The sequence below is a fragment of the Dyella kyungheensis genome, from assembly GCF_049913195.1.
GTDB classification, from domain to species: Bacteria; Pseudomonadota; Gammaproteobacteria; order Xanthomonadales; family Rhodanobacteraceae; genus Dyella; species Dyella kyungheensis.
Map to the genome: position 1 here is coordinate 606,846 of NZ_CP183983.1, position 19,901 is coordinate 626,746.

Sequence of the window (19,901 nt, forward strand, 5' to 3'; positions counted from 1 at the left end):
CACCAGGCATTGCAGCGATTACTGGTAGTTCAGCGCGTACTGCACGTTGGTGTTCACGGCACCGGCGGTGGCGTTGGCACCGAAGGCGATGTAACCGGCGTAGTAGGTGAACGACGGGGCATTGGTGCCCGTGGTCGGCAGCGTGGCGGTACCGGCGCCCTGGGCGCCCGAGCCGTTCTGCAGCTGCAGCGCGCCGGAGATCGACTGGGTGGTCGAGAAGGCCACTTCCACGTTGCTGTTGCCGGCGCCCGTGGCGTTCTTCAGGTAGCCGCTGGCGGTGTCGATGCTGGTGCCCGTGAAGTACGGGAACACCTGGGTCTGGCCGGTGACGGCCGTGCAACCCGTCAGCGACATGGTGACCGGGGTCCAGCCAGCCGACACGCCCGAGAGCAGGGTGTTGGTGTCGTAGGTCGGCAGGGTGATCGTCGGGTTCTGCGAACCGTTGACGGCCACGTTACAGGTCGAGGAGACGACCTGGCCCTTGATGGTGATGGTGCCGCTGCTGGTGGTGGCGGCGTTGGCCGAGATTGCCACGAAGGAGGCGGCGAGCACGGCGGAGAGGAGAAGCTTCTTCATACCCATGTCCTTTGAACGTTTGGTGGGATACATCGTGTTGGACGCGCTTCCGGACCTTGGGCAGGTGCCCCCCGATTGCGCTTTCTTAGGCTTCCGGCCCGACCCCGGGAGGTCGTCTGCCAGTTCGCTTACGGCCGGTAAAGCAACCCCCGTGCCAAGCACGACGAGACGCTGGAAACCCCGCCAGCTGAAGAAAGTGAGAGGTAGTTGTTAAATGCAAGTGACGATTTTTGTAAGTCGAGCTGTGTCACAACGGACGCTGTGGGCAGCTCAATGTGCAAATTGGGTCACATTTTTGTCGATTGGACGCTCAAGTTTTTGCCGGATCCGGCCGATATGGCCTTTAGGATGTAAAGCGTGCTTGACATGTTCCGGCGACAGGCCTAGCCTCATGTCAAGTCAACTTGACATGGGGTCGGGCATGGAGCGCGTGGCAGCGAAGGACGGTGCAGCGTGAGCGCATCGGGATGGTGGGAAGCCGCTAGCCGCAGGGTGCCTATCGCCGGCTGGCCCGCCTGGGCACGCTGGCTGGCGATCGCCTTGCTCTATCTATGGCTGTTTGCCGGTTTCTGGCTGATGTTCAAGGGCAGCCAGGGCATTCGACTGCTCGGCCTGGCGATGTTCGCGGCCGGACTGCCCCTGCTGGTGCATAGCGGCCGGATCCTGATGCGCGAGCGGAGCCGCCCCGCCGACCGCCGCTACGTGCGCCAGTTCATGCCGGCCATGCTGCTGTACATGGTGGTCATGCTCTACGTGTGGCCGCTGCAGCAAGGCATGCCGCCGGGCTGGTTGAAGACCGCGACCGTGCTGTCGCCGGTGGTGCCGATCGTCTGGGTGATCTGGGGCTCCATTTGCTACGTGCTGGCCAGCGATGAAATGCAGCGGCTGCAGCACCTCGTCGCGCTCGCCATCGGCGTGTCCGTGGTGTGTGTGGCAAGCCTCGCGCTGGGGTTTCTCGGCGCGGCCCGGATGATCGTGCTGAACGGCTCATTGGCGCTGATGATGGTGTACCCCGCCATCTGCATCACCTACGGGGTTGTCCGCTGCGTCCTCGTCTGGCGTGCCCGCAGCGAATGATCAACCGCATCCGTGAACTGCGCGGCGAACGCGGCTGGTCGCAGGCCGACCTGGCCGAGCGCCTGGACGTCTCGCGCCAGACGGTGAACGCCATCGAGACCGGCAAGTACGATCCGAGCTTGCCGCTGGCGTTCAAGATCGCGCGGTTGTTCGGTCTTTCCATCGAATCGATCTTCGAACCGGAACCGCAGGCGGCAACGCCGATGGTTTCGCGACATCCAATGGAGTGAGGGGAAAACACCCATGGCAATCAAAGGCCGAACCGCCTTTCGCATCGGCATCGTGGTCATCGCGCTGTCCGTGCTGGGCTGGAAGCACTTTCATCCGCAGACGAATGCGGCGCCCGATGGCGCTGCAACGGCCAGCGCGCTGGCCCAGGCACCGTCCGCGCCGGTCAAGCCGCAGACCTGGACGCTGGGTTCGCTCACGCTGACGCCCTGCGAATTGGGTCAACCCAACAGCGGGCTATCCACCGCCGCCTGGTGCGCGCCGTTCGAGGTGCCCGAGAATCGCGACGATCCGAACAGCCGCAAGATCCACCTCAAGCTCGCGGTGATCCGCAGCAGCGCGCAGGTCGCCAGCAAGGACATGCTGGTGATGCTGGCGGGCGGACCGGGTCAGGCGGCGACCGAATCGTGGCCGGGCGTGTCGGGCGCGCTGTCACCGCTGGTCCAGCATCGCCACGTGGTGCTGCTCGACCAGCGCGGCACCGGCGGTTCCAACCCGCTTACCTGCAAGGACGAAGGCGAGGGCACCGAAGGCGGTTCCGAAGACATCGACCTCAGCGCCGAGAGCCAGAAGCGCGAGACCGAGCGTTGCCTCAAGCAGCTTGAGGGCAAGGCCGACCCGCGCTACTACACCACCACCATCGCCGCGCAGGATCTGGAAGACGTGCGCAAGGCGCTGGGGTCGCCCACTTTCGACCTGGTGGGCGTGTCCTACGGCACACGCATGGCGCAGCAGTACGCGATGCGTTATCCCGCGGCCGTGCGCAGCCTGGTGCTGGATGGCGTGGTGCCGAACGAGCTGGTGCTGGGCCAGGACTTCGCGCCCGACCTGGAAGACGCGCTGAAGGCGCAGTTCGCGCAATGCGCGGCGGTAGAGGCGTGCCGCAAGCGCTACGGCGATCCGTATCAGACGCTCTATCAGTTGCGCGATGCGTTGCGCGCCAACCCGCACAAGGTGAGCTTCCGCGATCCGCAGAACTACCAGAGCGTGCAGCGCACGCTGAGCGAATACTCGCTGGCCAGCGTGGTGCGCATGTTCGCCTACTCGCCGCTCACCGCCGCACTGCTGCCGCTGTCCATCGACGCGGCGGCACACGGCGACGTCGGCCCGCTGCTGGGCCAGGCCAAGCTGCTTTCCGGCGACCTGTCCGACACCATGAACGGCGGCATGCAGCTGGCGGTGATCTGCAGCGAGGATGCCGACCTGCTGGTCCCGCGCGAAGAGGATGCGCACACCATTCTCGGTACGCGCATGGTCGACACGCTGCGCAATTCGTGCGCCGTGTGGCCCAAGGGCACGCGTCCGGCGGACTTCCATCAGCCGCTCAAAACCGACACGCCGGTGCTGCTGTTTTCCGGCCAGTTCGATCCGGTCACGCCGCCGCGCTACGGCGAGCAGGTGGCGAAGAACCTGCCCAATTCACGCCATCTCGTACTTACCGGCCAGGGCCACAACGTGATCAATGCCGGCTGCGCGCCGCAGCTGGTCAAGCACTTCATCGAAGATCTCAATCCCAAGGCGCTGGACGCTGCCTGTCTGGAGCGACTGCAGCCGACGCCGACGTTCATCGATTTCAACGGAGCGACGCCATGATCGAGGTAAGGGATTTGCACAAAGCGTTCGGCACCGTGAAGGCGGTGGACGGCGTCAGCTTCAAGGCACGCGATGGCGAGATCACCGGCCTGCTCGGTCCCAACGGCGCCGGCAAGACGACCACGCTGCGCATGCTCTACACCCTGATGACGCCCGACCGCGGCCAGGTGCTGGTGGACGGCATCGATGCCGCCCAGGACGCGCTGGCCGTGCGCCGCGAGCTGGGCGTGCTGCCCGATGCGCGCGGCCTCTACAAGCGCCTCACCGCGCGCGAGAACATCGACTACTTCGCACGCCTGCACGGCTTGCCCGAGGATCTGCTCGACAGTCGCCGCGAGGCCCTGGTGAAGGCGCTGGACATGGCCGACATCGCCGACCGCCGCACCGAGGGCTTTTCGCAGGGACAACGGGTGAAGACCGCGATTGCCCGCGCGCTCATCCACGATCCGCGCAACGTCATTCTCGACGAGCCCACCAACGGTCTCGACGTGATGGCCACGCGCGGGCTGCGCCAGTTCATGCAGCACCTGAAAAGCGAGGGACGCTGCGTGCTGTTCTCCAGCCACATCATGCAGGAGGTGGGAGCGCTGTGCGATCGCATCGTGGTGATCGCCAACGGACGCGTGGTGGCCGACGAGACGCCGGCTGCGCTGCGCGAACAAACCGGTGAGGCCAACCTCGAGGACGCCTTCGTGAAGATCATCGGCAGCGAAGAGGGTCTCGCCGCATGAACATGAAAACCGCCACGCCCATCATGCGCACCCGTGCCTTCGTCACGGTCTTCATGAAAGAGGTGCGCGAGAACCTGCGCGACCGGCGCACCATCACCAGCGCCTTCCTCACCGGCCCGCTGCTGGGGCCGATCATCATGGTGATGCTGCTCAACATCACCCTCAACCGGCAGCTGGACAAGGCCGAGAAGCCGCTGCCGGTGCCGGTGAGCGGCGCCGAATACGCGCCGAACCTGATCAACGCGCTGAAAGCCGAAGGCATCGTGCCGAAACCGGCCATCGCCAATCCCGAACTGGCCGTGCGCAAGCAGGACGCCGACGTGGTGCTGCGCATCTCGCCCGACTACGCCACCGCCTGGCGCAAGGGCGAAGCGGTGCAGGTGGAGTTGATCTACGACTCCTCGCAGCGTGATGCCAATGCTTCGGTGGATCGCCTGTCGAGCGTGGTCGAGACCTATGCGCGCCAGCAAGGTGCGATGCGCCTGGTGTCGCGCGGCCTGTCGCCCAGCACCGCATGGCCGGTGGTGGCCGCCAAGCGCGACCAGGCCACGGCGCAGGCGCGTGCGGCGTTGGTCTTCTCGATCCTGCCGTATTTCTTCGTGCTCACGGTGTTCATGGGCGGCATGTATCTGGCGATCGACCTCACTGCCGGCGAGCGCGAGCGCCAGTCGCTGGAACCGTTGTTCGCCAACCCGGTGCCGCGCTGGAAAATCCTCGCCGGCAAGCTCGGCGCGATCTGCACGTTCTCGGCGGCGAGCCTGCTGATCAGCCTGGTCGCCTTCGGCGTGGTGGGGCGTTTCGTGCCCACCGAAAAACTCGGCATGGAACTCAACCTCGGCCTGGGCTTCAGTGGCCAGGTGCTGCTGTTGATGCTGCCGCTGATCGTGCTGTTGGCAGCCCTGCAGTCGATGGTGGCTGCGTTCGCCAAGAGTTATCGCGAAGCGCAGATGTACGTGTCGCTGCTGATGTTCGTACCGATCCTGCCGAGCATCCTGCTCTCGACCATGCCGATCAAGGCACAAGGATGGATGTACGCCGTGCCGCTGCTGGGCCAGCACCTGGGCATCATGCAGCTGCTGCGCGGCGATGGCGTCACGCCTGAGCAGCTTGGCTTGTGCCTGATCGGCAGCCTGGCTGCGTCCGTGCTCGGCGTGCTGGTGACGGCGCGCCTGTATCAGTCCGAGCGGTTGGCGATTTCGGGGTGAGATCGCTGGCAGGGTTGCCTCAGTTCTGATAATTACGTCATTCCGGCCTGCGCCGGAATGACGGCCGGGAGAGGCATCGCCGAGTGAGTCTCGCGCTACCATGGGCTTTTCCTCCCACTAGGACACCCCATGCGCCGCCACCTGCTTGCCCTCAGTCTCGTCGCCGTCCTGGCCGGCTGCAGCTCGCACGACGACAATGCACCCGCTGCCGCCGCGTCCGCACCGTCGCCCGCCAGCAGTGCGACGGCGGTGCCGCCGCCGTCCACCGATGCCGACATCGCCGCGCAGCGCATGGCCAACTACGCCTCGGTGAAACTCACCGCCGATCTCTCCCAGTTCGACGACAAGCGGAAGCAGATGATCGCGCTGCTGATCGAGGCGGCCGACGTTACCAACGACATCTACTGGAAACAGTCGTGGGGCGACAAGGCCGCGCTGATGGCGCGCATTCCCGACGAGGTGACGCGCCGTTTTGCCGAGATCAACTACGGTCCGTGGGATCGCCTGGACAACGACCAGTCGTTCGTTGCCGGGGTCGGGCCGCGTCCCCTGGGCGCGCAGTTCTATCCGGCCGACATGACCAAGACCGAATTCGACCAGGCCGATCTCAAGGACAAGACCGGCCTGTACACGCTGCTGCGTCGCGATGCGCAGAACAAGCTGGTGACGGTGCCCTACCACGTGGCCTACAAGGCCGACCTGGAACGCGCGGCCGGGCTGTTGCGCCAGGCCGCCGATCTTTCGGCCGACAAGGAATTCGCCAGCTACTTGAAGAAGCGCGCCGATGCCCTGTTGAGCGACGACTATCGCCCCAGCGATTTCGCCTGGATGTCGATGAAGAACAATCCTGTCGACATCGTGATCGGTCCGATCGAAACCTATGAAGACCAGTTGTTCGGCTACAAGGCCAGCTACGAGAGCTACGTGCTGGTGAAGGATCAGGCGTGGAGCGCCAAGCTCGCGCGCTTCGCCAAATACCTGCCCGAACTGCAGCGCGAGCTGCCGGTGGACGACAGGTACAAGGCCGAGAAGCCCGGTGCCGACGCCGATCTCAACGCGTATTTCGCCGTGTACTACGCGGGCGATGCGAATGTCGGCGCCAAGACCATCGCCATCAATCTTCCCAACGACGAGGAAGTGCAGCTGAAGAAAGGCACGCGCCGCCTGCAGCTGGAAAACGTGATGCAGGCGAAGTTCGACAAGATCATGCTGCCGATTGCCAAGGAGCTGATCGTCGACGACCAGCAGTCGCACCTTACCTTCGATGCGTTCTTCGAGAACACCATGTTCCACGAAGTTGCGCACGGCCTGGGCATCAAGAACACGCTCAACGGCAAGGGCATGGTGCGCACCGCGCTGAAGGATCAGGCGTCGAGCTTCGAGGAAGGCAAGGCGGATATCCTCGGCCTGTACATGGTCAGCAAGCTGGCCGACAAGGGCGAGCTGGACAAGGCCAAGCTGACGGACAACTACGTCACCTTCCTTGCCGGCATCCTGCGCTCGGTGCGCTTCGGCGCCAGCGACGCGCACGCCAAGGCGAACATGGTGCGCTTCAACTTCTTCCAGCAGCAGGGCGCCTTCACCCGCGACGCGGCCAGCGGTCGCTATCGCGTCGACTTCGACAAGATGACCGCCGCGATGAACGCGCTTTCGGCCAAGCTGCTCGCCATCCAGGGCGATGGCGACTACGACGCGGCCAGGAAACTCACCGAAACCATGGGCAATGTCGACGCGACCCTGGCAGGTGACCTGAAGCGCCTGGACCAGGCGAAGATCCCGGTGGATGTCACCTTCGAGCAGGGCCTGGAAACGCTCGGCTTGTCCAAGCCGTAACGCGTCGATGCGGCGCATGAAGAAAACTTCATGCGCCGCCGATTGATCCTGCGCGGTGCTGGTCATAAAAAAGAGCGACTAACCACTCGCGCAGGGAGCATTGCCATGACGATGTGCAAGAGTCTGGTGTTGGGTTTGGCCGCAACCGCGTCGATCTGCACTGCCGGTGCAGCCTTGGCGGATAGCAACAAGGACGCGCAGGCCGCCCAGCGTCAGGCCTATGTGAAGTCGGCGGGCCAGAAGGTCACCGGCGTTCCCGAATCGGCCCGGATCACCAGCGTGGATCCGCTCGGCGATCACCGCGTGGCCTTCTATACCGTCGACGGTTCCCACAAAGACGTGTGGCTGGTCACCACCGACGCGGCATGCGACCAGCCGGTGCTGGCGGACGATCACATCGTCTCGCTCGAATCGGGCATCGCGCGCGAATGCCAGTCCGTAGCGATCCAGTCGGTCGACAAGCGCGAGCTAGGTTCGCGTCTGCACTCCCTGCCGCGCGATCGCTGGGTCTCCCCTGCGGACGCGAATCTGCACGCCACCGATCTGCGTTACGAGACCGCATTCCGCACCGAAGCGATGACCGATAGCGGCCGCACGAAGTAGCGTCACCAGCCTAAAGGTTCGGTTCACTGTGGGAGCGCACCCTGTGCGCGACACAACGGAGCCAGGGCTAGCCAACTCATCGTGGTGCGAGAGTTGCGATTCGGCGCTATACGAGCAGCGTTGCTGATGACAGCGTTCATTGTGGGAGCGCACTTGTGCGCGACGTATGCACATGGGTGCGCCGCTCCGTCAGGTTGTCGCGCACAAGTGCGCTCCCACAAGGGGTTCGCAGGAGTGCTGCCCTCGCTACGAGCTTGGCTCTTACAGAAGACACCATGGTCTTCCGATGTCGCATAACCTGCGGTGATGCAATCGTCGGAGCATGAAGCCACGCTACGGCTATCGCACTCTACGCGCCGGCCGCGTCTCCCTCCCGGGGCACATATATCTGCTCACGGCAGTAACGGCTTGCCGGCGTCCTCTGTTCAAAGATGTCGACCTTGCCCGTGAGGCATGTCGCTGCATCTACGAAGTCAGCCATTGGGGTGACGCATCGTTGCTGTGCTGGGTGTTGATGCCGGATCACTGGCATGGCCTGGTGCAGCTTGGCGACCGTGATGAAGTCACGACCGTTATGCGTCGCTTCAAGTCTGCGATATCAAGGCGACTACACTGTTCGCCCGCTGTCTGGGCTCCTGGCTATCATGATCGAGCACTTCGCCAGGACGATGACATCAAAGCAGTTGCGCGCTACATCGTCGCCAATCCGCTGCGTGCCGGTTTAGTCAGCCACGTGCTCGACTATCCCTACTGGGACTGCATCTGGCTGTAGTTCTGTTGTGGGATCGCACTTGTGCGCGACACTTGCGAGCGGATGTCTTGCTCCGTCAGGTTGTCGCGTACAAGTAAGCTCCCACAGGTCGGAGATCGCTCCTATTTAGGCGCCAAGTCCCGCATCATCATCTTCAGCTCGCGCCCGTCCGCCAGCGTCAGCGTCAGCGGCGTGCCCTCCGGCAGATGCATGCTCAGTTCGCGCAGTCTGCCGAAGCTCAGCTCGGCGGACGATTTCCCATTGGCCGCCATGATGGCGTCGCCCTGTTTCAGTCCGGCTTGTTGGGCGGGACTGCCGGGCATCACGTTGATGACCTTGAAGCGGTCCGGTTGCCCCTTGCTCTTTTCGGCGCGGAAGCCGGCCATGCCGTAGTGCCACACCGGTGCGGGGTTGCGCGGCATCAACACCATTTGCTGGCGGCGGTAGTCGAAGTGCACGTTGAAGCGGGTCAGCACGTCCTGGCCGATATTGCCCGCCTCGCTCGGATTGCCGGTGGCGCCGGCGTCGGTGCGGGTGAGCATGGCGGTCAGGTTGTCCAGGCGCTGCGTGCCCAGGGTGAGTTCTTTGGCGTGGGCGACATGGGCGGTGAACAGGCCGCCGACGCCGCCGGTGGGAATCGGCAGGCCCGCTTCATAGCGCGCTGCAATGCCGTTGCGTGTGGCCCATTGGGGGAACATGAGCAGGTAGCCGGCGTTACCGGTGTCGATGCCGAACATGCCGGTATGGCCGTCCAATTGCGCCTGCACCAGCGGCATGTCGTCGGTGAAGCGCAACGCTACCGCGTCGCCCTTCATCGCCGGCGGCGCCTCGCCCATGTCATAGGGCTTCAGATGCAATTGCTGGTGGTCGTTGTCGAAGGTGATGGCGAAACGCTCGAACATCTCCAGGCCGAGGATGCCGGCAATCGGCGTCTGCTTGCCGCGTTCGTAGAAGCTGAAGGGATAGGGCAGCACGGAATAGGTGAGGTCGCGCACGTGCGCATTGCCCAGCGCGGTGTCGTGCACCTTGGTGTAGGAGGTGCTCATGGTGCCGGAGCCCGAGCCGCCGCTCACGCCTTGCCCCTGGGTCTGGTAACCCATCTGCTTCGCCGCATCCGTGGTGAGGATCGCGTGGCCGCCCGTATCGAGGATGAAGGGCATCGGCGGACGTCCATCGATGCTCACATCGACCAGCACGATGCCGCCCTCGATGTGCATCGGTGTCACAGCGTCACGCGCGCCGTTGGCCATGCTCACGTCGCGCACCTTGCCGTCGGGGCGTTGCAGCTCGGCCTTGGGCACGCTGCTCAGCAGCTGGTAACGCTCGACCACATCGTCGCTCTCGCCATCGGCATTGCCAGCGAGGTTGGCGCGCGAACTGTTGATGCGAAACGGCAGCTGCAGTCCGTCCACGGCACGGTAGTCGCCATAGCGTTCGGTGGCGACCAGGAACGAGGTGGCATAGATCGCGCGATCCAGCCGATGCGTACCCGGGTCGATCCACAGCGTGACCAGGCGTCCGCCCGCGGGCGTGGCTTCCACGCGCTGGTAGGTATGGCCGTTATCCTGCGCATCGGGCAGCCGGCGATAGGTCACCGCCGACTGCGCATCGAGAAAGCCGAAGCGGCGCAGCCAGCTCTCGGTGACGGCCACCGTGCGTGCTTCGTCCGAATCCAGCGGATGGATCAGGCCGGTCGCGTCCTCGCGCCACTGCCCCCGAGCGTCGATGCCTCCTGCGCTTCCGAAAACCTCGTTGCGCGCGCGCGTGGCGTACTGGCCGGTGCGCAGGTCCACGGTGGCCTGCCAGGATCCGGTAAGTCCGTCGCTGGTCTCCTTGCCGGTGGCCTGCAGCGCGGCGACCTCGTTCCAGCGAGCGGCGCCATAGGCCTGGCGCATGCTGCCCAGCAGCGTGGCGCTGTCATCGGCGGAGGCGGCCAGGGCCTGGCTCAGCGCGCCGGCGAGCAACAGGCCAAGCAGGGGGCGGACAGGATGCAACATGGGGACACTCCTTGGTCGGGTGCGTCCATGGTCGATCCGGCCGCGCGTCCGGTCTAGCACGCGCGTGGCATATCAGCACGCGCGTTGCAGTCGATGCCGATAGTCACGGGGCGTCTCTCCCGTGATGCGCCGGAACACGCGGGCGAAATGGCTCTGGTCGTTGAAGCCGGTCATCGCGGCCACATCGGCGATGGAGCGGTGGGGTTCGGCCAGCGCCTTGCGCGCCAGCGCGATGCGCAAACCGCGCTGGTATTCGCCCACCGAGGCGCCCTTGGCGCGCTGGAAACTGCGCGCGAGATGCGAAGGATGCACGCCCGCCAGCGCGGCCAGTTCCTGCAGCGAGGGCGTGGCCAGCGGATCGTCGTGCAGGCGGTCGAGCACCTGCTGCAGCCACGCCGGCCGTCGCTCGTCGTCGGCGCGACAGGCCTGCGCGACCAGTTCCAGCACCGCCGATTGCAGGGCCAGCGCCGCGGCATCGTCGGTGGCGCGCAGTTCGCGGGCGATGCGGGCGAGCAGGCGGTCGGCGTCGGCCAGGCGCAACTGGCGATGTTCGCCGAGCAGGCGCGAGACGCCTTCGCCGGCCATGTCGGTAAAAAAGATGCTGATGCAGCGCGCGCCCTGCGGCCCGAACCGGTTGGCGTGCCGATGGCCTTGCGGATGCGTCAGCAACAAACCCGGCTGGCATTGAATCTCGGCGCCGCCCGATTGCTGCGTATAGCTACCCGCCGCCACCAGGCAGAGATAGGCGTCGTCGTGTTCGTGCAGCGGCAGCGCGCCGTCGCCCGCATACGGCGTCGCGGAAATCTGCAGGCCGCCCAGTTGCCGCAATTGCTCGGGCTGGCCGTAGTTGGTGCGTTGAAAATGCTGCATGGCTGACAGTCTAGGCCGCCGCCACCGCCGGGCATGTGCCGTCGGTCAGGCCGGGGCTCCGCCATTCATGCATGCGCGGCCTCGATATGGGCAGCTGCCCAGGCAGCGACGGCATCGGGATGTTCCAGGTGCAGATGATGGCCGCCGTCCAGGGGCGTCACCGCGATGTCGTCCACGCAGGCAGCGCGTGCCTGCATGAGAGGACCGGGCAGGTAGGGCGTATCGGGCCGGGCGAGCAGTAGGGCGGTGGGCGAGGCGATGCCGCGCAGGATCGCGCGCACCTGTGCTTCCGCCAGGCGGATCGACGAGGGGCGATTGACCCGCGCATCGCTGCGCCAATACCAGCCATGCTCGCTCTTGCGCAGGCCGCGCTCCACGATGGAACGAGCCTGCTCGGCGGGCAGCCCGCTGGCCATGGTGCGCGCGCTGATCGCCATGTCGATCGACGCAAACGCGCGCAGCGAGCGGCCGGTGGCCTCGCTCGCCATCGCATCGCGGAATTGCTGCAGGGTGCGTTGACCGTCGTCGGCGATGGGGCCGAGGCCCTCGATCAACAGCAGGCGATCGATGCGTTCGGGCTTGGCGGCCGCCACCATGGACGCGATGCCCGCACCCAGCGAGTGGCCGATCAGGTGAAAACGCGTGAGGCCCAGCGCATCGATCGCGCCCAACACCGTGCGCACGTAATCGACAAAGTGATAGTGCATGCCGGGCGGCAGATGATCGGAATGGCCATGGCCAGGCAATTCGAGCGCGATCACCTGCCAGCGTTCGGCCAGCAGCGGCGCGAGGCGGGCGTAGCTACCCGCGTTGTCGAGCCAGCCATGCAGGGCGAGCAGCGGTGGCGCCTGTTCGTCGCCCCACACCTGCGCGCTGAGGCGCAGATGCGGCAGTCGCACGTCGCGCTCGACCGGCGCGCTCACGGCGTGCTGTCGCCGCGCGGCGCGAAGTCCTTCCAGCCGCCGCCGTGGCGCATCACCAGCGCGGCCAGGCTGTCGACCTGATCGGGCGTGTCGTTGAGCGCGGGGATGTAGCGCAGCTCGCTGCCGCCCGCTTCGCGGAAGAAGTCGTTGTTCTGCATGGCGATCTCTTCGAGCGTTTCCAGGCAATCCACCGCGAAGCCGGGGCAGGCCACATCGAGCGTCTTCACGCCGCTGGCGGCCAGTTCGCGCACGGTGGCATCGGTATACGGATGCAGCCACGATTCGCGGCCCACGCGCGACTGGAAGCTCACCAGCATCTGCGATTCGTCCAGCGCCAGCCGCTGGCGCAGCGCGCCCGCGGTGGCCTGGCATTGGTCGAAATACGGATCGCCTTCGCGCACATAGCGTTCGGGAATGCCGTGGAAGGACAGCAGCAGCCGCTCGCCGCGGCCGCGCGTGGCCCAGTGCTGCTCGATGCTGCGGGCGAGCGCGTCGATGTGCGCGGGATCGTCGTGATAGTCGTTGATCAGGCGCAGCTCCGGCGGCCAGCGCAGCGACTGCATGGCCTCGGCCACGGCGTCGAGCACCGAGCCGGTGGAGGTGGCGGAATATTGTGGATACAGCGGCAGTACTAGTAGGCGACGCACGCCTTCGCGTTGCAGCCGCTCGATCTGCGACGGCACCGAGGGCTGGCCATAGCGCATCGCCAACACCACCCGTACCGGCTCCCTGCATGCCTGCGACAGCTTTTCCTGCAATCGCGCCGCCAGCGCCTCGCTACCCACGCGCAGCGGCGAGCCTTCGGGCGTCCAGATGCGCTGGTAGGCATGCGCCGAGCGGGCAGGGCGCACGCGCAGGATCACCCCGTGCAGGATCAACCACCACAGCCAGCGCGGGTAATCGATCACGCGTCGGTCGCCCAGGAACTGGGCCAGGTACGGGCGCACCGCCTTGGCCGTGGGCGCCTCCGGTGTGCCGAGGTTCACCAACAGCACTGCAGCCTGAACGGGAAGCTCTCGGGAAGTACCGGCAACGCCGGTATAGTCATCGCTGCGTGGCATCGTGGCTCTGGCGGATAAAACCGTCGCAAGTCTGCCACAAGCCGTCGAGGCTGCCGTGGCGAGGATCGCCGCAGGCCGCCCTGCCGAAGAATTCCAGCTGAAGGAGTCGTCCATGTTCAAAACATCGCTGCACCGTCTGTTGCTCGCCTCCGTGGTCCTGCTGCTGCCGGCAATGGCCGCGCACGCCGAAGACCCGCCGCTGGTGCGCGCCCAGAACGCCGTGCGCGTGTTGAACGAGATCATGGAGGCGCCGGACAAGTCGATCCCGACCGACCTGCTCAAGCAGGCCAAGGCGATCGCGGTGATCCCGGACCTGCTCAAGGTCGGCTTCGTCTTCGGCGGCCGCCGCGGCGAGGGCCTGATCTCGGTGAAGGGTCCGGACGGTACCTGGTCCAACCCCAGCTTCATCAGCATGACCGGCGGCAGCATCGGCTTCCAGGCCGGCGCCTCGTCCACCGACGTGATCCTGGTGTTCCGCACCCAGCGCGGCGTGGATAGCATCGTCAACGGCAAATTCACGCTCGGCGCGGACGCTGCCGCGGCCGCCGGCCCGGTGGGCCGCACCGCCCAGGCCTCCACCGACAGCGACTTCAAGGCCGAGATCTACTCCTATTCCCGCTCCCGCGGCCTGTTTGCGGGCGTGGCCCTGGACGGCTCCGCCCTGCGCATCGACTACGACGCCAACGAGGCCATCTACGGCAAGGGCATCACCCCGCGCCGGATCTTCGAGGGCGGCGTGGGCAACGTGCCGTCGCAGGTGGTCGATTTCAGGGATCGCCTTGAGGAGTACACTCAGCGATGATGTGGAGCGGCGGCGCGACGGCGTGACGGTTTCGTTCCGCCGCTACCATTTCCGAGGCCTGATTCAATGAGCATCACCCATCTACTTATCCTGCTGGTCGTTGTCGTGCTGATCTTCGGCACCAAGAAGCTGCGTAATATCGGAGGCGACCTGGGTGGCGCCGTCCGCGACTTCAAGAAAGGTCTGGACGGCGGCGAAGAAGCCCCCAAGCCGACCGATCCGAACGCGAGCCTGCGCGCCGATCCGCCGCCCGCCGGCCCCACGCAGACCCAGAACCAGCACGACACCACCGAACCGAAGTAAGGTCACGGCAGCGTCATGATCGAGATCAGCTTCGGCAAGCTGGTATTGCTCGCGCTTGTCGCGCTGATCGTGCTCGGCCCGGAAAAGCTGCCGCACGCCGCACGTACGGCCGGCGTGTTCATGCGCCGCGTGCGCACCGGCTGGGACAGCGTGCGCGCCGAAGTGGAGCGCGAGCTGCAGGTGGAGGAAATCCGCCGCCAGGCACGCGAGGCCGCCTCCAGGGCCGAAGCCGCCCAGGCCGAGCTGGACGAAACGCTGCGCAAGATGCGTCCGCAGGGCGGCGCCCCGTCGAACCCGCCGGCACCCGCGCCGGCGGCGCCGGAGCCGGCGACCGAGGCCGTTGCCACCGTTGAAACCAAGGACGTTCCGCATGGCAACGCCTGAGCTGGAAGGCCCGGGGGCCGAGGAGCTGGAACAGGGCCTGTTCTCCCATCTGATGGAACTGCGCACGCGCCTGCTGCGCGCCATCGTCACCGTGCTGGTGGTGCTGGGCGCGCTCATCCCGTTCGCCAACCGCCTCTACACCGAACTGGCGGCGCCGCTGGTGTCGCGGCTGCCGCAGGGCGCGCACCTGATCGCCACCGAAGTGGCCAGCCCGTTCGTGACGCCGCTGAAGCTCGCGTTCTACGCGGCGCTGTTCATCAGCATGCCGATGATCGTGTACCAGCTGTGGGCGTTCGTGAGTCCCGGCCTGTACCGCAACGAGAAGCGCCTGGCGCGTCCGTTGCTGGTGGCGGCGTTGTTCCTGTTCTACCTCGGCTGTGCGTTCGCTTATTTCCTGGTGTTGCCGGCCGCCTTCCGCTTCCTCACGGCGGTGACGCCGCAGGGCGTGGAGATGATGACCGACATCACGCATTACCTCGATTTCGTGATGCTGATGTTCTTCGCCTTCGGCCTGTGTTTCGAGGTGCCGGTGGCGGTGGTGATCCTCGCGGCCATCGGCGTGGTGAGCCTGGACCAGTTGCGCAGCAGCCGGCGCTATGCCGTGGTCGGTGCGTTCGCCATCGCCGCCTTCATCACGCCGCCGGACATCACCTCGATGATCATGCTGGCCGTGCCGATGTGCCTGCTGTACGAGCTGGGCATCCTGGCCGTGCGATGGCTGTTGCATCCGAAGGACGCGACGGCATGAGCGACCCGGCTGCCCGCATCGAGGAACTGAAGACCTCGCTGCAACTGCAGCCGCATGTCGAGGGTGGCCACTACCGTCGCTTTCATCCGTCCAAGGGCATGGATAACGGCGGCGTCCGCCAGGCGATGAGCGCGATCCACTACCTGCTCGAAGCCGGCCAGTGCAGCAGCTGGCATCGCGTGGACGCAGAAGAAGCCTGGCATTTCGTGGAAGGCGAGCCGCTGGAACTGCTGATCTACGACGCCGACCACAAGAGCCTGAGGCGCCACTGCCTGGGGCCTTTGGCCGCCGACGTGGATGCCATGGTGATCGTGCCGGCCCGCGCCTGGCAGGCGGCGCGGCCGCTGGGCCGTTACGCGCTGGTGACCTGCATGGTGGCGCCGGCATTCACCTATGACGGCTTCGAGATGCTCGAAGAAGACGCGCCCCTGGCCAGGCACCTCGCGGGCCTCGCGCCGGAGATCCCTGCGCCCTGAGCGCTTGGCCCCTTTGGGCGAGGGCTGCCAGAAGAGCGAGTTTTCAGAACGTACTGATGGTCTGCGTCGATGGGCCGCCCGATGATTGGGGACTTTTCCCATCAGGACGGCAGTTTCAACATGGATGCCCAGGTTTACAGCAAGTACCCGGTAAAGTGGCAAGAGCGTTTTGCGTTCCTGGATGCCCATGGCGCTCCCGGCACGTCGACCTACAAGGAAGCCTTCAAGGCGCTCCCCTTCATGCAGCGCATCAAGATCGGCAGCAGCATCCTGGCGTTCTTGTTTGGCCCGATCTACTTCTTCATTCTCGGCTTGTGGCGCAAGGCGCTGGTGGGGCTCGCGCTCACGGTTGCAAGCTTCGTCATCGCCTTCATCCTCTACGCCGTGTTGGGTCCGGAGAATCGAAGCGCCGACTTCATCAGCCGCATGCTGGGACTGGCGTTGACGCTGATCTACGCCGGCACCGCCAACTACGCCTACTACCTGAAAGAAGTGAAGGGCCAGGACAGCTGGAACTTCTTCGAGGGGCTGCGGATGTGAAGTCTCGTACGAGAAGAGGACGCAACGCCGCGCACGTCGCGACACGAAATACGATGCACCCAACTTCGCCCTCTGCCCGCAGGGTAGAGGGCGAAGTGAGTTCTTGACGCCAAAGAAAAAGCCGCCCAAAAGGCGGCTCTTTTTCCCGGACATCCGAGTCACTGCTTAAGCAGCGGATGGTACCTCTCAGTGCTTGCTAGGCGCCGCCGGCACCGGCGCCACCGCCGGCGAGCGATTCAACGCCAACCCCTTCAACACATTCAACGCCTGCGACAACGCATAGTCCTGCGTCGCCAGCTTGGCGTTCTCCGCGCTGCCATCGTTGTCGATGTCCTTGCCCAGCTTGGTGTCCTCATTGGCAAGGTGGTTCGGCAGGTCCGCTTCCGAACTCACCAGCACCGCCGCGCTGTCGGCCTTGTTGACGGCGAGGTCCGCCAGCGCGATGTCCGGCTTGATGCCCTCGGCCTGGATCGAGGTGCCGTTTGGCGTGTAGTAGCGCGCCGTGGTGATCTTCACCGCGTGGTCGTTGTCCAGCGGCAGCACCGTTTGCACCACGCCCTTGCCGAACGTGCGGCGGCCGACGATCAGCGCACGGCGGTTGTCCTTCAGCGCGCCAGCGACGATTTCCGCCGCCGAGGCCGTGCCGTTGTCCACCAGCACCACCATCGGCGCGCCGTTGAGCAGATCGCCGGAGTGCGCCTCGAAGCTGAGGTTGGAATCCTGCAGGCGCCCGCGCGTGGTGACGATGGTGCCGGAGTTGAGGAAATCGTCGCTCACGCCCACCGCGGCGGTGAGCAGGCCGCCCGGGTTGGAACGCAGGTCCAGGATGGCGCCCTTCTGCGGGCCGTTCTTGCGGATCAGTTCGCCCAGCTTCTTTTCCAGGTCCGGCGCGGTGTCGTCCTGAAACTGGCTGAGGCGGATATAGGCGTAGCCCGGTTCGATCTCGCGCGTCTTCACGCTGGTGACCGAAATCTTCTCACGCACCAGCGGCATGTCGATCGGCTTGTCGCTCTTCTCGTGCAGGATGGTCAGCGTGACCTTGCTGCCGGCGTCGCCGCGCAGGGCCTTGAACATGTCGTCGATGTTCTCCGGGTCCACCACCTTGCCGTCGATCTTCACGATGGTGTCGCCCGGCTTGATGCCGGCGCGCGAGGCAGGCGTGTCGTCGATCGGCGCGATGATGCGCAGCGTGCCGTCCACCTGCAGCACTTCGATGCCCAGGCCGCCGTACTGGCCGGTGGTGTCCTCGTTGAGTTCGGCCAGGCCGTCCTTGTCGAGGTATTCGCTATGCGGATCCAGGCCGCTGAGCATGCCGCTGATGGCGGCCTTCATGATGGTCTTGTTGTCCACCGGCTCCACATAGGCCTGGCGGACGATCTCATAGACGCGGCTGAAGTTGCGCACATCGTCCAGGTCCACGCGGTCGGGCACGGAGGAGGCGGCGGCAGGTGCGCTGTCGGCCGGCTTCTTGGCGGCGCTCTGCGCGGGCGCGGTCTGCGCCTGCGCCAGCGGTGCCGCCAGCAGCAGGACGGCCAGGCTCAAAGTGGAAAACCGCATGGATGGGGAACTCCGGTGTAGCGGTGGGGGCGTGCCCGGCGGCGGGCTGCGTTGCCGCTTTGACCGCCGGATGTCGCCAAAATTCAACACAATACGTAGGTTAGCCTGCGACGCTGCGTAGGTGGCGTCAATCGGATCAACCTTTCTTGCCCAGCCAGGTACGCGGGTCCACCGGCTGGTTGTTCTGGCGCAGCTCGAAGTACACGCCGGTATTGACGCCGGTGGGCGCGCTGGCCGTGCCCACGGCCTCGCCAGCCGTGATCTGGTCGCCCACGCCGTGCAGGACCGTCTCGTTGTTGCCGTACATGCTCATCCAGCCACCGCCGTGGCTCACGATGACCAGCATGCCGTAGCCGCGCAGGAAGGCCGCATAGACCACCCGTCCCGGCGCCACCGCGCGCACTTCGCTGCCGCCCGGCGCCTTGATCAGCACGCCGCTGCCGTAGCTGTTGACCACGCCGGCGGCCGGCCAGGGCAGGTTGCCGCGGATGTTGGCCAGGCCCTTGCCTGCCGGCGGGGCGACCTTGCCTTCGCTGGCCTTGGCGGCGCGCTCGGCTTCGCGGGCGGCTTCGTCGATGGCTTTCTGCAGCGTGGCCACCAGCGAGTTCAGCGAGGCTTCGTTCTGCTTGAGGGCAGCCAGCTTGCCGGCCTGGTCCTTGTACTGAGCGTCGGTGTCGGCTACCAGCCGGGCCTGGCTGGCGCGCTGCTGTTCCAGCGCCTTGGCCTGGTTCGCGCGCTCGGCGCGGGCCGCCTGCAAGGCCTGCTGCTGGGCGGTGATCTGGGTTTCCAAGTCCTGCAGCTTGGCCAGGTCGCCCATCAGCTGCTGTACGCGGGCCACCCGGTCTTCCTGGAAATACTTCGAATAGGCCAGCGCCTGGGCGATGCGGGCCACGTCGTCGTCGCCCATCAGCAGGCGCAGGTCCGAGCCCTGGCCCAGCGCATAGGTGGCGCGCAGCAGGTCGGCGATGGCGGCCCGCTGGCCTTCCAGGTTCTTCTGCAGCTCGGCGCGCTGGGCCTGCAGGTCGGCCAGCTCCTTCTGCTTGGCCGAGAGCTGGCTGTCGGTCTCGCGCACGGCCTTGGCCGCGCTGGCCACCGCATTGGCCTGCTTGGCCAGCTCGGCGGTGGCGCTGTCGCGCTTGGCGGCCGTCTCGGCCTGCTCCTTGGCCAGCGCCTCCATCTTGCTGCGCACGTCCGAGAGCTTTTTCTGCGCCTCGGCCTGCTCGGCCTTGGTCTTGCTGTCCTGCAGCGCCCAGGCCGGCTGGGCCGCGATGGCGAGGGCGAACGCGCCGGTCAGGGCGCAGGCAACGGGGCGGGCACGACGGAGTGGTATGGGCATCGGCCAATTATCACAGAGCGCGGTGATGGCGCGCGAGCGGGTCTGCGTCGCCCGTTCAATCCGGTCATGTGCTCTTCATCGCAGCGGTCGTGCGATCACTGGTATGCCCGTGACAACGCCCTTCTGTGGGAGCGCACTTGTGCGTGACAAGCGCATCGGTGCACCGAGTCGCGCACAAGTGCGCTCCCACAAGAATCTTCTGCGTGCAAAACGCTTCCATCTGAAACTTTCATTTGGACGTAAAGATGTCTTTGACGCGACGCACCAATATGTGTTTTAGTCGAACCACACTATGGACGCGTGGCAG

21 protein-coding genes are annotated in these 19,901 nt (G+C 65.7%); 14 read left to right on the top strand and 7 right to left on the bottom strand.

Annotated features, from left to right (window positions below; translation table 11 throughout):
* Window positions 1–18 precede the first annotated feature (18 nt).
* The gene (locus tag ACN9MB_RS02505; protein ID WP_426270671.1) at window positions 19–576 is read right to left on the bottom strand and encodes a fimbrial protein; all 558 of its coding nucleotides are present in this window, start codon (window positions 574–576) and stop codon (window positions 19–21) included.
* Between the two features lie 453 nt (window positions 577–1,029).
* On the opposite strand from ACN9MB_RS02505, the gene ACN9MB_RS02510 reads away from it, so the two are divergent.
* From ACN9MB_RS02510 to ACN9MB_RS02545, 8 genes are all read left to right on the top strand, one after another.
* A complete protein-coding gene (locus ACN9MB_RS02510) occupies window positions 1,030–1,653 on the top strand; it encodes a hypothetical protein (protein WP_426270672.1) in 624 nt (207 codons plus the stop codon).
* Window positions 1,650–1,883, top strand: a complete 234-nt coding sequence (locus ACN9MB_RS02515; RefSeq protein WP_204636782.1) for a helix-turn-helix transcriptional regulator — start codon at window positions 1,650–1,652, stop codon at window positions 1,881–1,883. The genes ACN9MB_RS02510 and ACN9MB_RS02515 overlap by 4 nt, the downstream gene beginning before the upstream one ends.
* A 13-nt stretch (window positions 1,884–1,896) precedes the next feature.
* Window positions 1,897–3,474, top strand: a complete 1,578-nt coding sequence (locus ACN9MB_RS02520) for an alpha/beta hydrolase (RefSeq protein ID WP_426270673.1) — start codon at window positions 1,897–1,899, stop codon at window positions 3,472–3,474.
* Window positions 3,471–4,205: an ATP-binding cassette domain-containing protein gene (locus ACN9MB_RS02525; protein WP_426270674.1), complete on the top strand. Its 735-nt coding sequence runs from the start codon at window positions 3,471–3,473 to the stop codon at window positions 4,203–4,205. Before ACN9MB_RS02520 ends, ACN9MB_RS02525 begins: the two co-directional genes overlap by 4 nt.
* 2 nt (window positions 4,206–4,207) lie before the next feature.
* Entirely contained in the window at window positions 4,208–5,410 is a 1,203-nt protein-coding gene (locus ACN9MB_RS02530) for an ABC transporter permease (protein WP_426271874.1), read from the top strand.
* A 129-nt stretch (window positions 5,411–5,539) separates the two neighbouring features.
* A complete protein-coding gene (locus ACN9MB_RS02535) occupies window positions 5,540–7,243 on the top strand; it encodes a dipeptidyl-peptidase 3 family protein (protein WP_426270675.1) in 1,704 nt (567 codons plus the stop codon).
* 30 nt (window positions 7,244–7,273) lie between these two features.
* Entirely contained in the window at window positions 7,274–7,846 is a 573-nt protein-coding gene (locus ACN9MB_RS02540; protein WP_426270676.1) for a DUF6491 family protein, read from the top strand.
* Window positions 7,847–8,168: 322 nt separating this feature from the next.
* Entirely contained in the window at window positions 8,169–8,618 is a 450-nt protein-coding gene (locus tag ACN9MB_RS02545; protein WP_426270677.1) for an REP-associated tyrosine transposase, read from the top strand.
* 101 nt (window positions 8,619–8,719) lie between these two features.
* Here the strand turns inward: ACN9MB_RS02545 and ACN9MB_RS02550 are convergent, their stop codons facing one another.
* The 4 genes from ACN9MB_RS02550 to hemH all read right to left on the bottom strand — a co-directional run bounded on the left by ACN9MB_RS02550 (window position 8,720) and on the right by hemH (window position 13,448).
* A complete protein-coding gene (locus ACN9MB_RS02550; protein WP_426270678.1) occupies window positions 8,720–10,594 on the bottom strand; it encodes an aspartyl protease family protein in 1,875 nt (624 codons plus the stop codon).
* 72 nt (window positions 10,595–10,666) lie between these two features.
* The gene (locus ACN9MB_RS02555; RefSeq protein ID WP_426270679.1) at window positions 10,667–11,464 is read right to left on the bottom strand and encodes a helix-turn-helix domain-containing protein; all 798 of its coding nucleotides are present in this window, start codon (window positions 11,462–11,464) and stop codon (window positions 10,667–10,669) included.
* A 65-nt stretch (window positions 11,465–11,529) separates the two neighbouring features.
* Window positions 11,530–12,387 (bottom strand): alpha/beta fold hydrolase, encoded by an 858-nt coding sequence (locus ACN9MB_RS02560; RefSeq protein ID WP_426270680.1) that lies wholly within the window; start codon window positions 12,385–12,387, stop codon window positions 11,530–11,532.
* Window positions 12,384–13,448 carry a ferrochelatase gene (gene hemH, locus ACN9MB_RS02565; protein WP_426270681.1) on the bottom strand — a complete coding sequence of 355 codons (1,065 nt, stop codon included), beginning with the start codon at window positions 13,446–13,448 and terminating at the stop codon, window positions 12,384–12,386. The genes ACN9MB_RS02560 and hemH overlap by 4 nt, the downstream gene beginning before the upstream one ends.
* 112 nt (window positions 13,449–13,560) lie before the next feature.
* Between hemH and ACN9MB_RS02570 the strand changes: the two genes are divergently transcribed.
* The 6 genes from ACN9MB_RS02570 to ACN9MB_RS02595 all read left to right on the top strand — a co-directional run bounded on the left by ACN9MB_RS02570 (window position 13,561) and on the right by ACN9MB_RS02595 (window position 16,701).
* Window positions 13,561–14,250 (top strand): lipid-binding SYLF domain-containing protein, encoded by a 690-nt coding sequence (locus tag ACN9MB_RS02570; protein WP_426270682.1) that lies wholly within the window; start codon window positions 13,561–13,563, stop codon window positions 14,248–14,250.
* Between the two features lie 66 nt (window positions 14,251–14,316).
* Complete coding sequence (gene tatA, locus ACN9MB_RS02575) at window positions 14,317–14,553, top strand: twin-arginine translocase TatA/TatE family subunit (RefSeq protein WP_204636770.1); 237 nt, start codon at window positions 14,317–14,319, stop codon at window positions 14,551–14,553.
* 15 nt (window positions 14,554–14,568) lie between these two features.
* A complete protein-coding gene (tatB, locus tag ACN9MB_RS02580; protein ID WP_426270683.1) occupies window positions 14,569–14,937 on the top strand; it encodes a Sec-independent protein translocase protein TatB in 369 nt (122 codons plus the stop codon).
* Window positions 14,924–15,685: a twin-arginine translocase subunit TatC gene (tatC, locus tag ACN9MB_RS02585; protein ID WP_204636768.1), complete on the top strand. Its 762-nt coding sequence runs from the start codon at window positions 14,924–14,926 to the stop codon at window positions 15,683–15,685. Before tatB ends, tatC begins: the two co-directional genes overlap by 14 nt.
* Window positions 15,682–16,161, top strand: coding sequence for a cupin domain-containing protein (locus ACN9MB_RS02590; RefSeq protein ID WP_426270684.1), 480 nt, complete (start codon window positions 15,682–15,684; stop codon window positions 16,159–16,161). Before tatC ends, ACN9MB_RS02590 begins: the two co-directional genes overlap by 4 nt.
* Window positions 16,162–16,281: 120 nt before the next feature.
* On the top strand, window positions 16,282–16,701 hold the full coding sequence (locus ACN9MB_RS02595) for a DUF2628 domain-containing protein (RefSeq protein ID WP_426270685.1): 420 nt from the start codon (window positions 16,282–16,284) through the stop codon (window positions 16,699–16,701).
* 186 nt (window positions 16,702–16,887) lie between these two features.
* Here ACN9MB_RS02595 and ACN9MB_RS02600 read toward each other — a convergent pair whose 3' ends face one another.
* Both ACN9MB_RS02600 and ACN9MB_RS02605 read right to left on the bottom strand, forming a co-directional pair.
* Window positions 16,888–18,258 carry a S41 family peptidase gene (locus ACN9MB_RS02600; protein ID WP_204636765.1) on the bottom strand — a complete coding sequence of 457 codons (1,371 nt, stop codon included), beginning with the start codon at window positions 18,256–18,258 and terminating at the stop codon, window positions 16,888–16,890.
* Between the two features lie 136 nt (window positions 18,259–18,394).
* Window positions 18,395–19,594 (bottom strand): murein hydrolase activator EnvC family protein, encoded by a 1,200-nt coding sequence (locus ACN9MB_RS02605; RefSeq protein WP_426270686.1) that lies wholly within the window; start codon window positions 19,592–19,594, stop codon window positions 18,395–18,397.
* Between the last annotated feature and the right edge of the window lie 307 nt (window positions 19,595–19,901).

Coding starts and splice junctions, on each gene's coding strand:
- ACN9MB_RS02600 (WP_204636765.1), bottom strand. CDS start 18,258: ATGCGGTTTTCCACTTTGAGCCTGGCCGTCCTGCTGCTGGCGGCACCG.
- ACN9MB_RS02590 (WP_426270684.1), top strand. CDS start 15,682: ATGAGCGACCCGGCTGCCCGCATCGAGGAACTGAAGACCTCGCTGCAA.
- tatC (WP_204636768.1), top strand. CDS start 14,924: ATGGCAACGCCTGAGCTGGAAGGCCCGGGGGCCGAGGAGCTGGAACAG.
- ACN9MB_RS02550 (WP_426270678.1), bottom strand. CDS start 10,594: ATGTTGCATCCTGTCCGCCCCCTGCTTGGCCTGTTGCTCGCCGGCGCG.
- ACN9MB_RS02570 (WP_426270682.1), top strand. CDS start 13,561: ATGTTCAAAACATCGCTGCACCGTCTGTTGCTCGCCTCCGTGGTCCTG.
- tatA (WP_204636770.1), top strand. CDS start 14,317: ATGAGCATCACCCATCTACTTATCCTGCTGGTCGTTGTCGTGCTGATC.
- ACN9MB_RS02515 (WP_204636782.1), top strand. CDS start 1,650: ATGATCAACCGCATCCGTGAACTGCGCGGCGAACGCGGCTGGTCGCAG.
- ACN9MB_RS02535 (WP_426270675.1), top strand. CDS start 5,540: ATGCGCCGCCACCTGCTTGCCCTCAGTCTCGTCGCCGTCCTGGCCGGC.
- ACN9MB_RS02530 (WP_426271874.1), top strand. CDS start 4,208: ATGAAAACCGCCACGCCCATCATGCGCACCCGTGCCTTCGTCACGGTC.
- ACN9MB_RS02525 (WP_426270674.1), top strand. CDS start 3,471: ATGATCGAGGTAAGGGATTTGCACAAAGCGTTCGGCACCGTGAAGGCG.
- ACN9MB_RS02505 (WP_426270671.1), bottom strand. CDS start 576: ATGAAGAAGCTTCTCCTCTCCGCCGTGCTCGCCGCCTCCTTCGTGGCA.
- ACN9MB_RS02540 (WP_426270676.1), top strand. CDS start 7,274: ATGCGCCGCCGATTGATCCTGCGCGGTGCTGGTCATAAAAAAGAGCGA.
- ACN9MB_RS02520 (WP_426270673.1), top strand. CDS start 1,897: ATGGCAATCAAAGGCCGAACCGCCTTTCGCATCGGCATCGTGGTCATC.
- ACN9MB_RS02555 (WP_426270679.1), bottom strand. CDS start 11,464: ATGCAGCATTTTCAACGCACCAACTACGGCCAGCCCGAGCAATTGCGG.
- ACN9MB_RS02605 (WP_426270686.1), bottom strand. CDS start 19,594: ATGCCCATACCACTCCGTCGTGCCCGCCCCGTTGCCTGCGCCCTGACC.
- ACN9MB_RS02545 (WP_426270677.1), top strand. CDS start 8,169: ATGAAGCCACGCTACGGCTATCGCACTCTACGCGCCGGCCGCGTCTCC.
- hemH (WP_426270681.1), bottom strand. CDS start 13,448: ATGCCACGCAGCGATGACTATACCGGCGTTGCCGGTACTTCCCGAGAG.
- tatB (WP_426270683.1), top strand. CDS start 14,569: ATGATCGAGATCAGCTTCGGCAAGCTGGTATTGCTCGCGCTTGTCGCG.
- ACN9MB_RS02595 (WP_426270685.1), top strand. CDS start 16,282: ATGGATGCCCAGGTTTACAGCAAGTACCCGGTAAAGTGGCAAGAGCGT.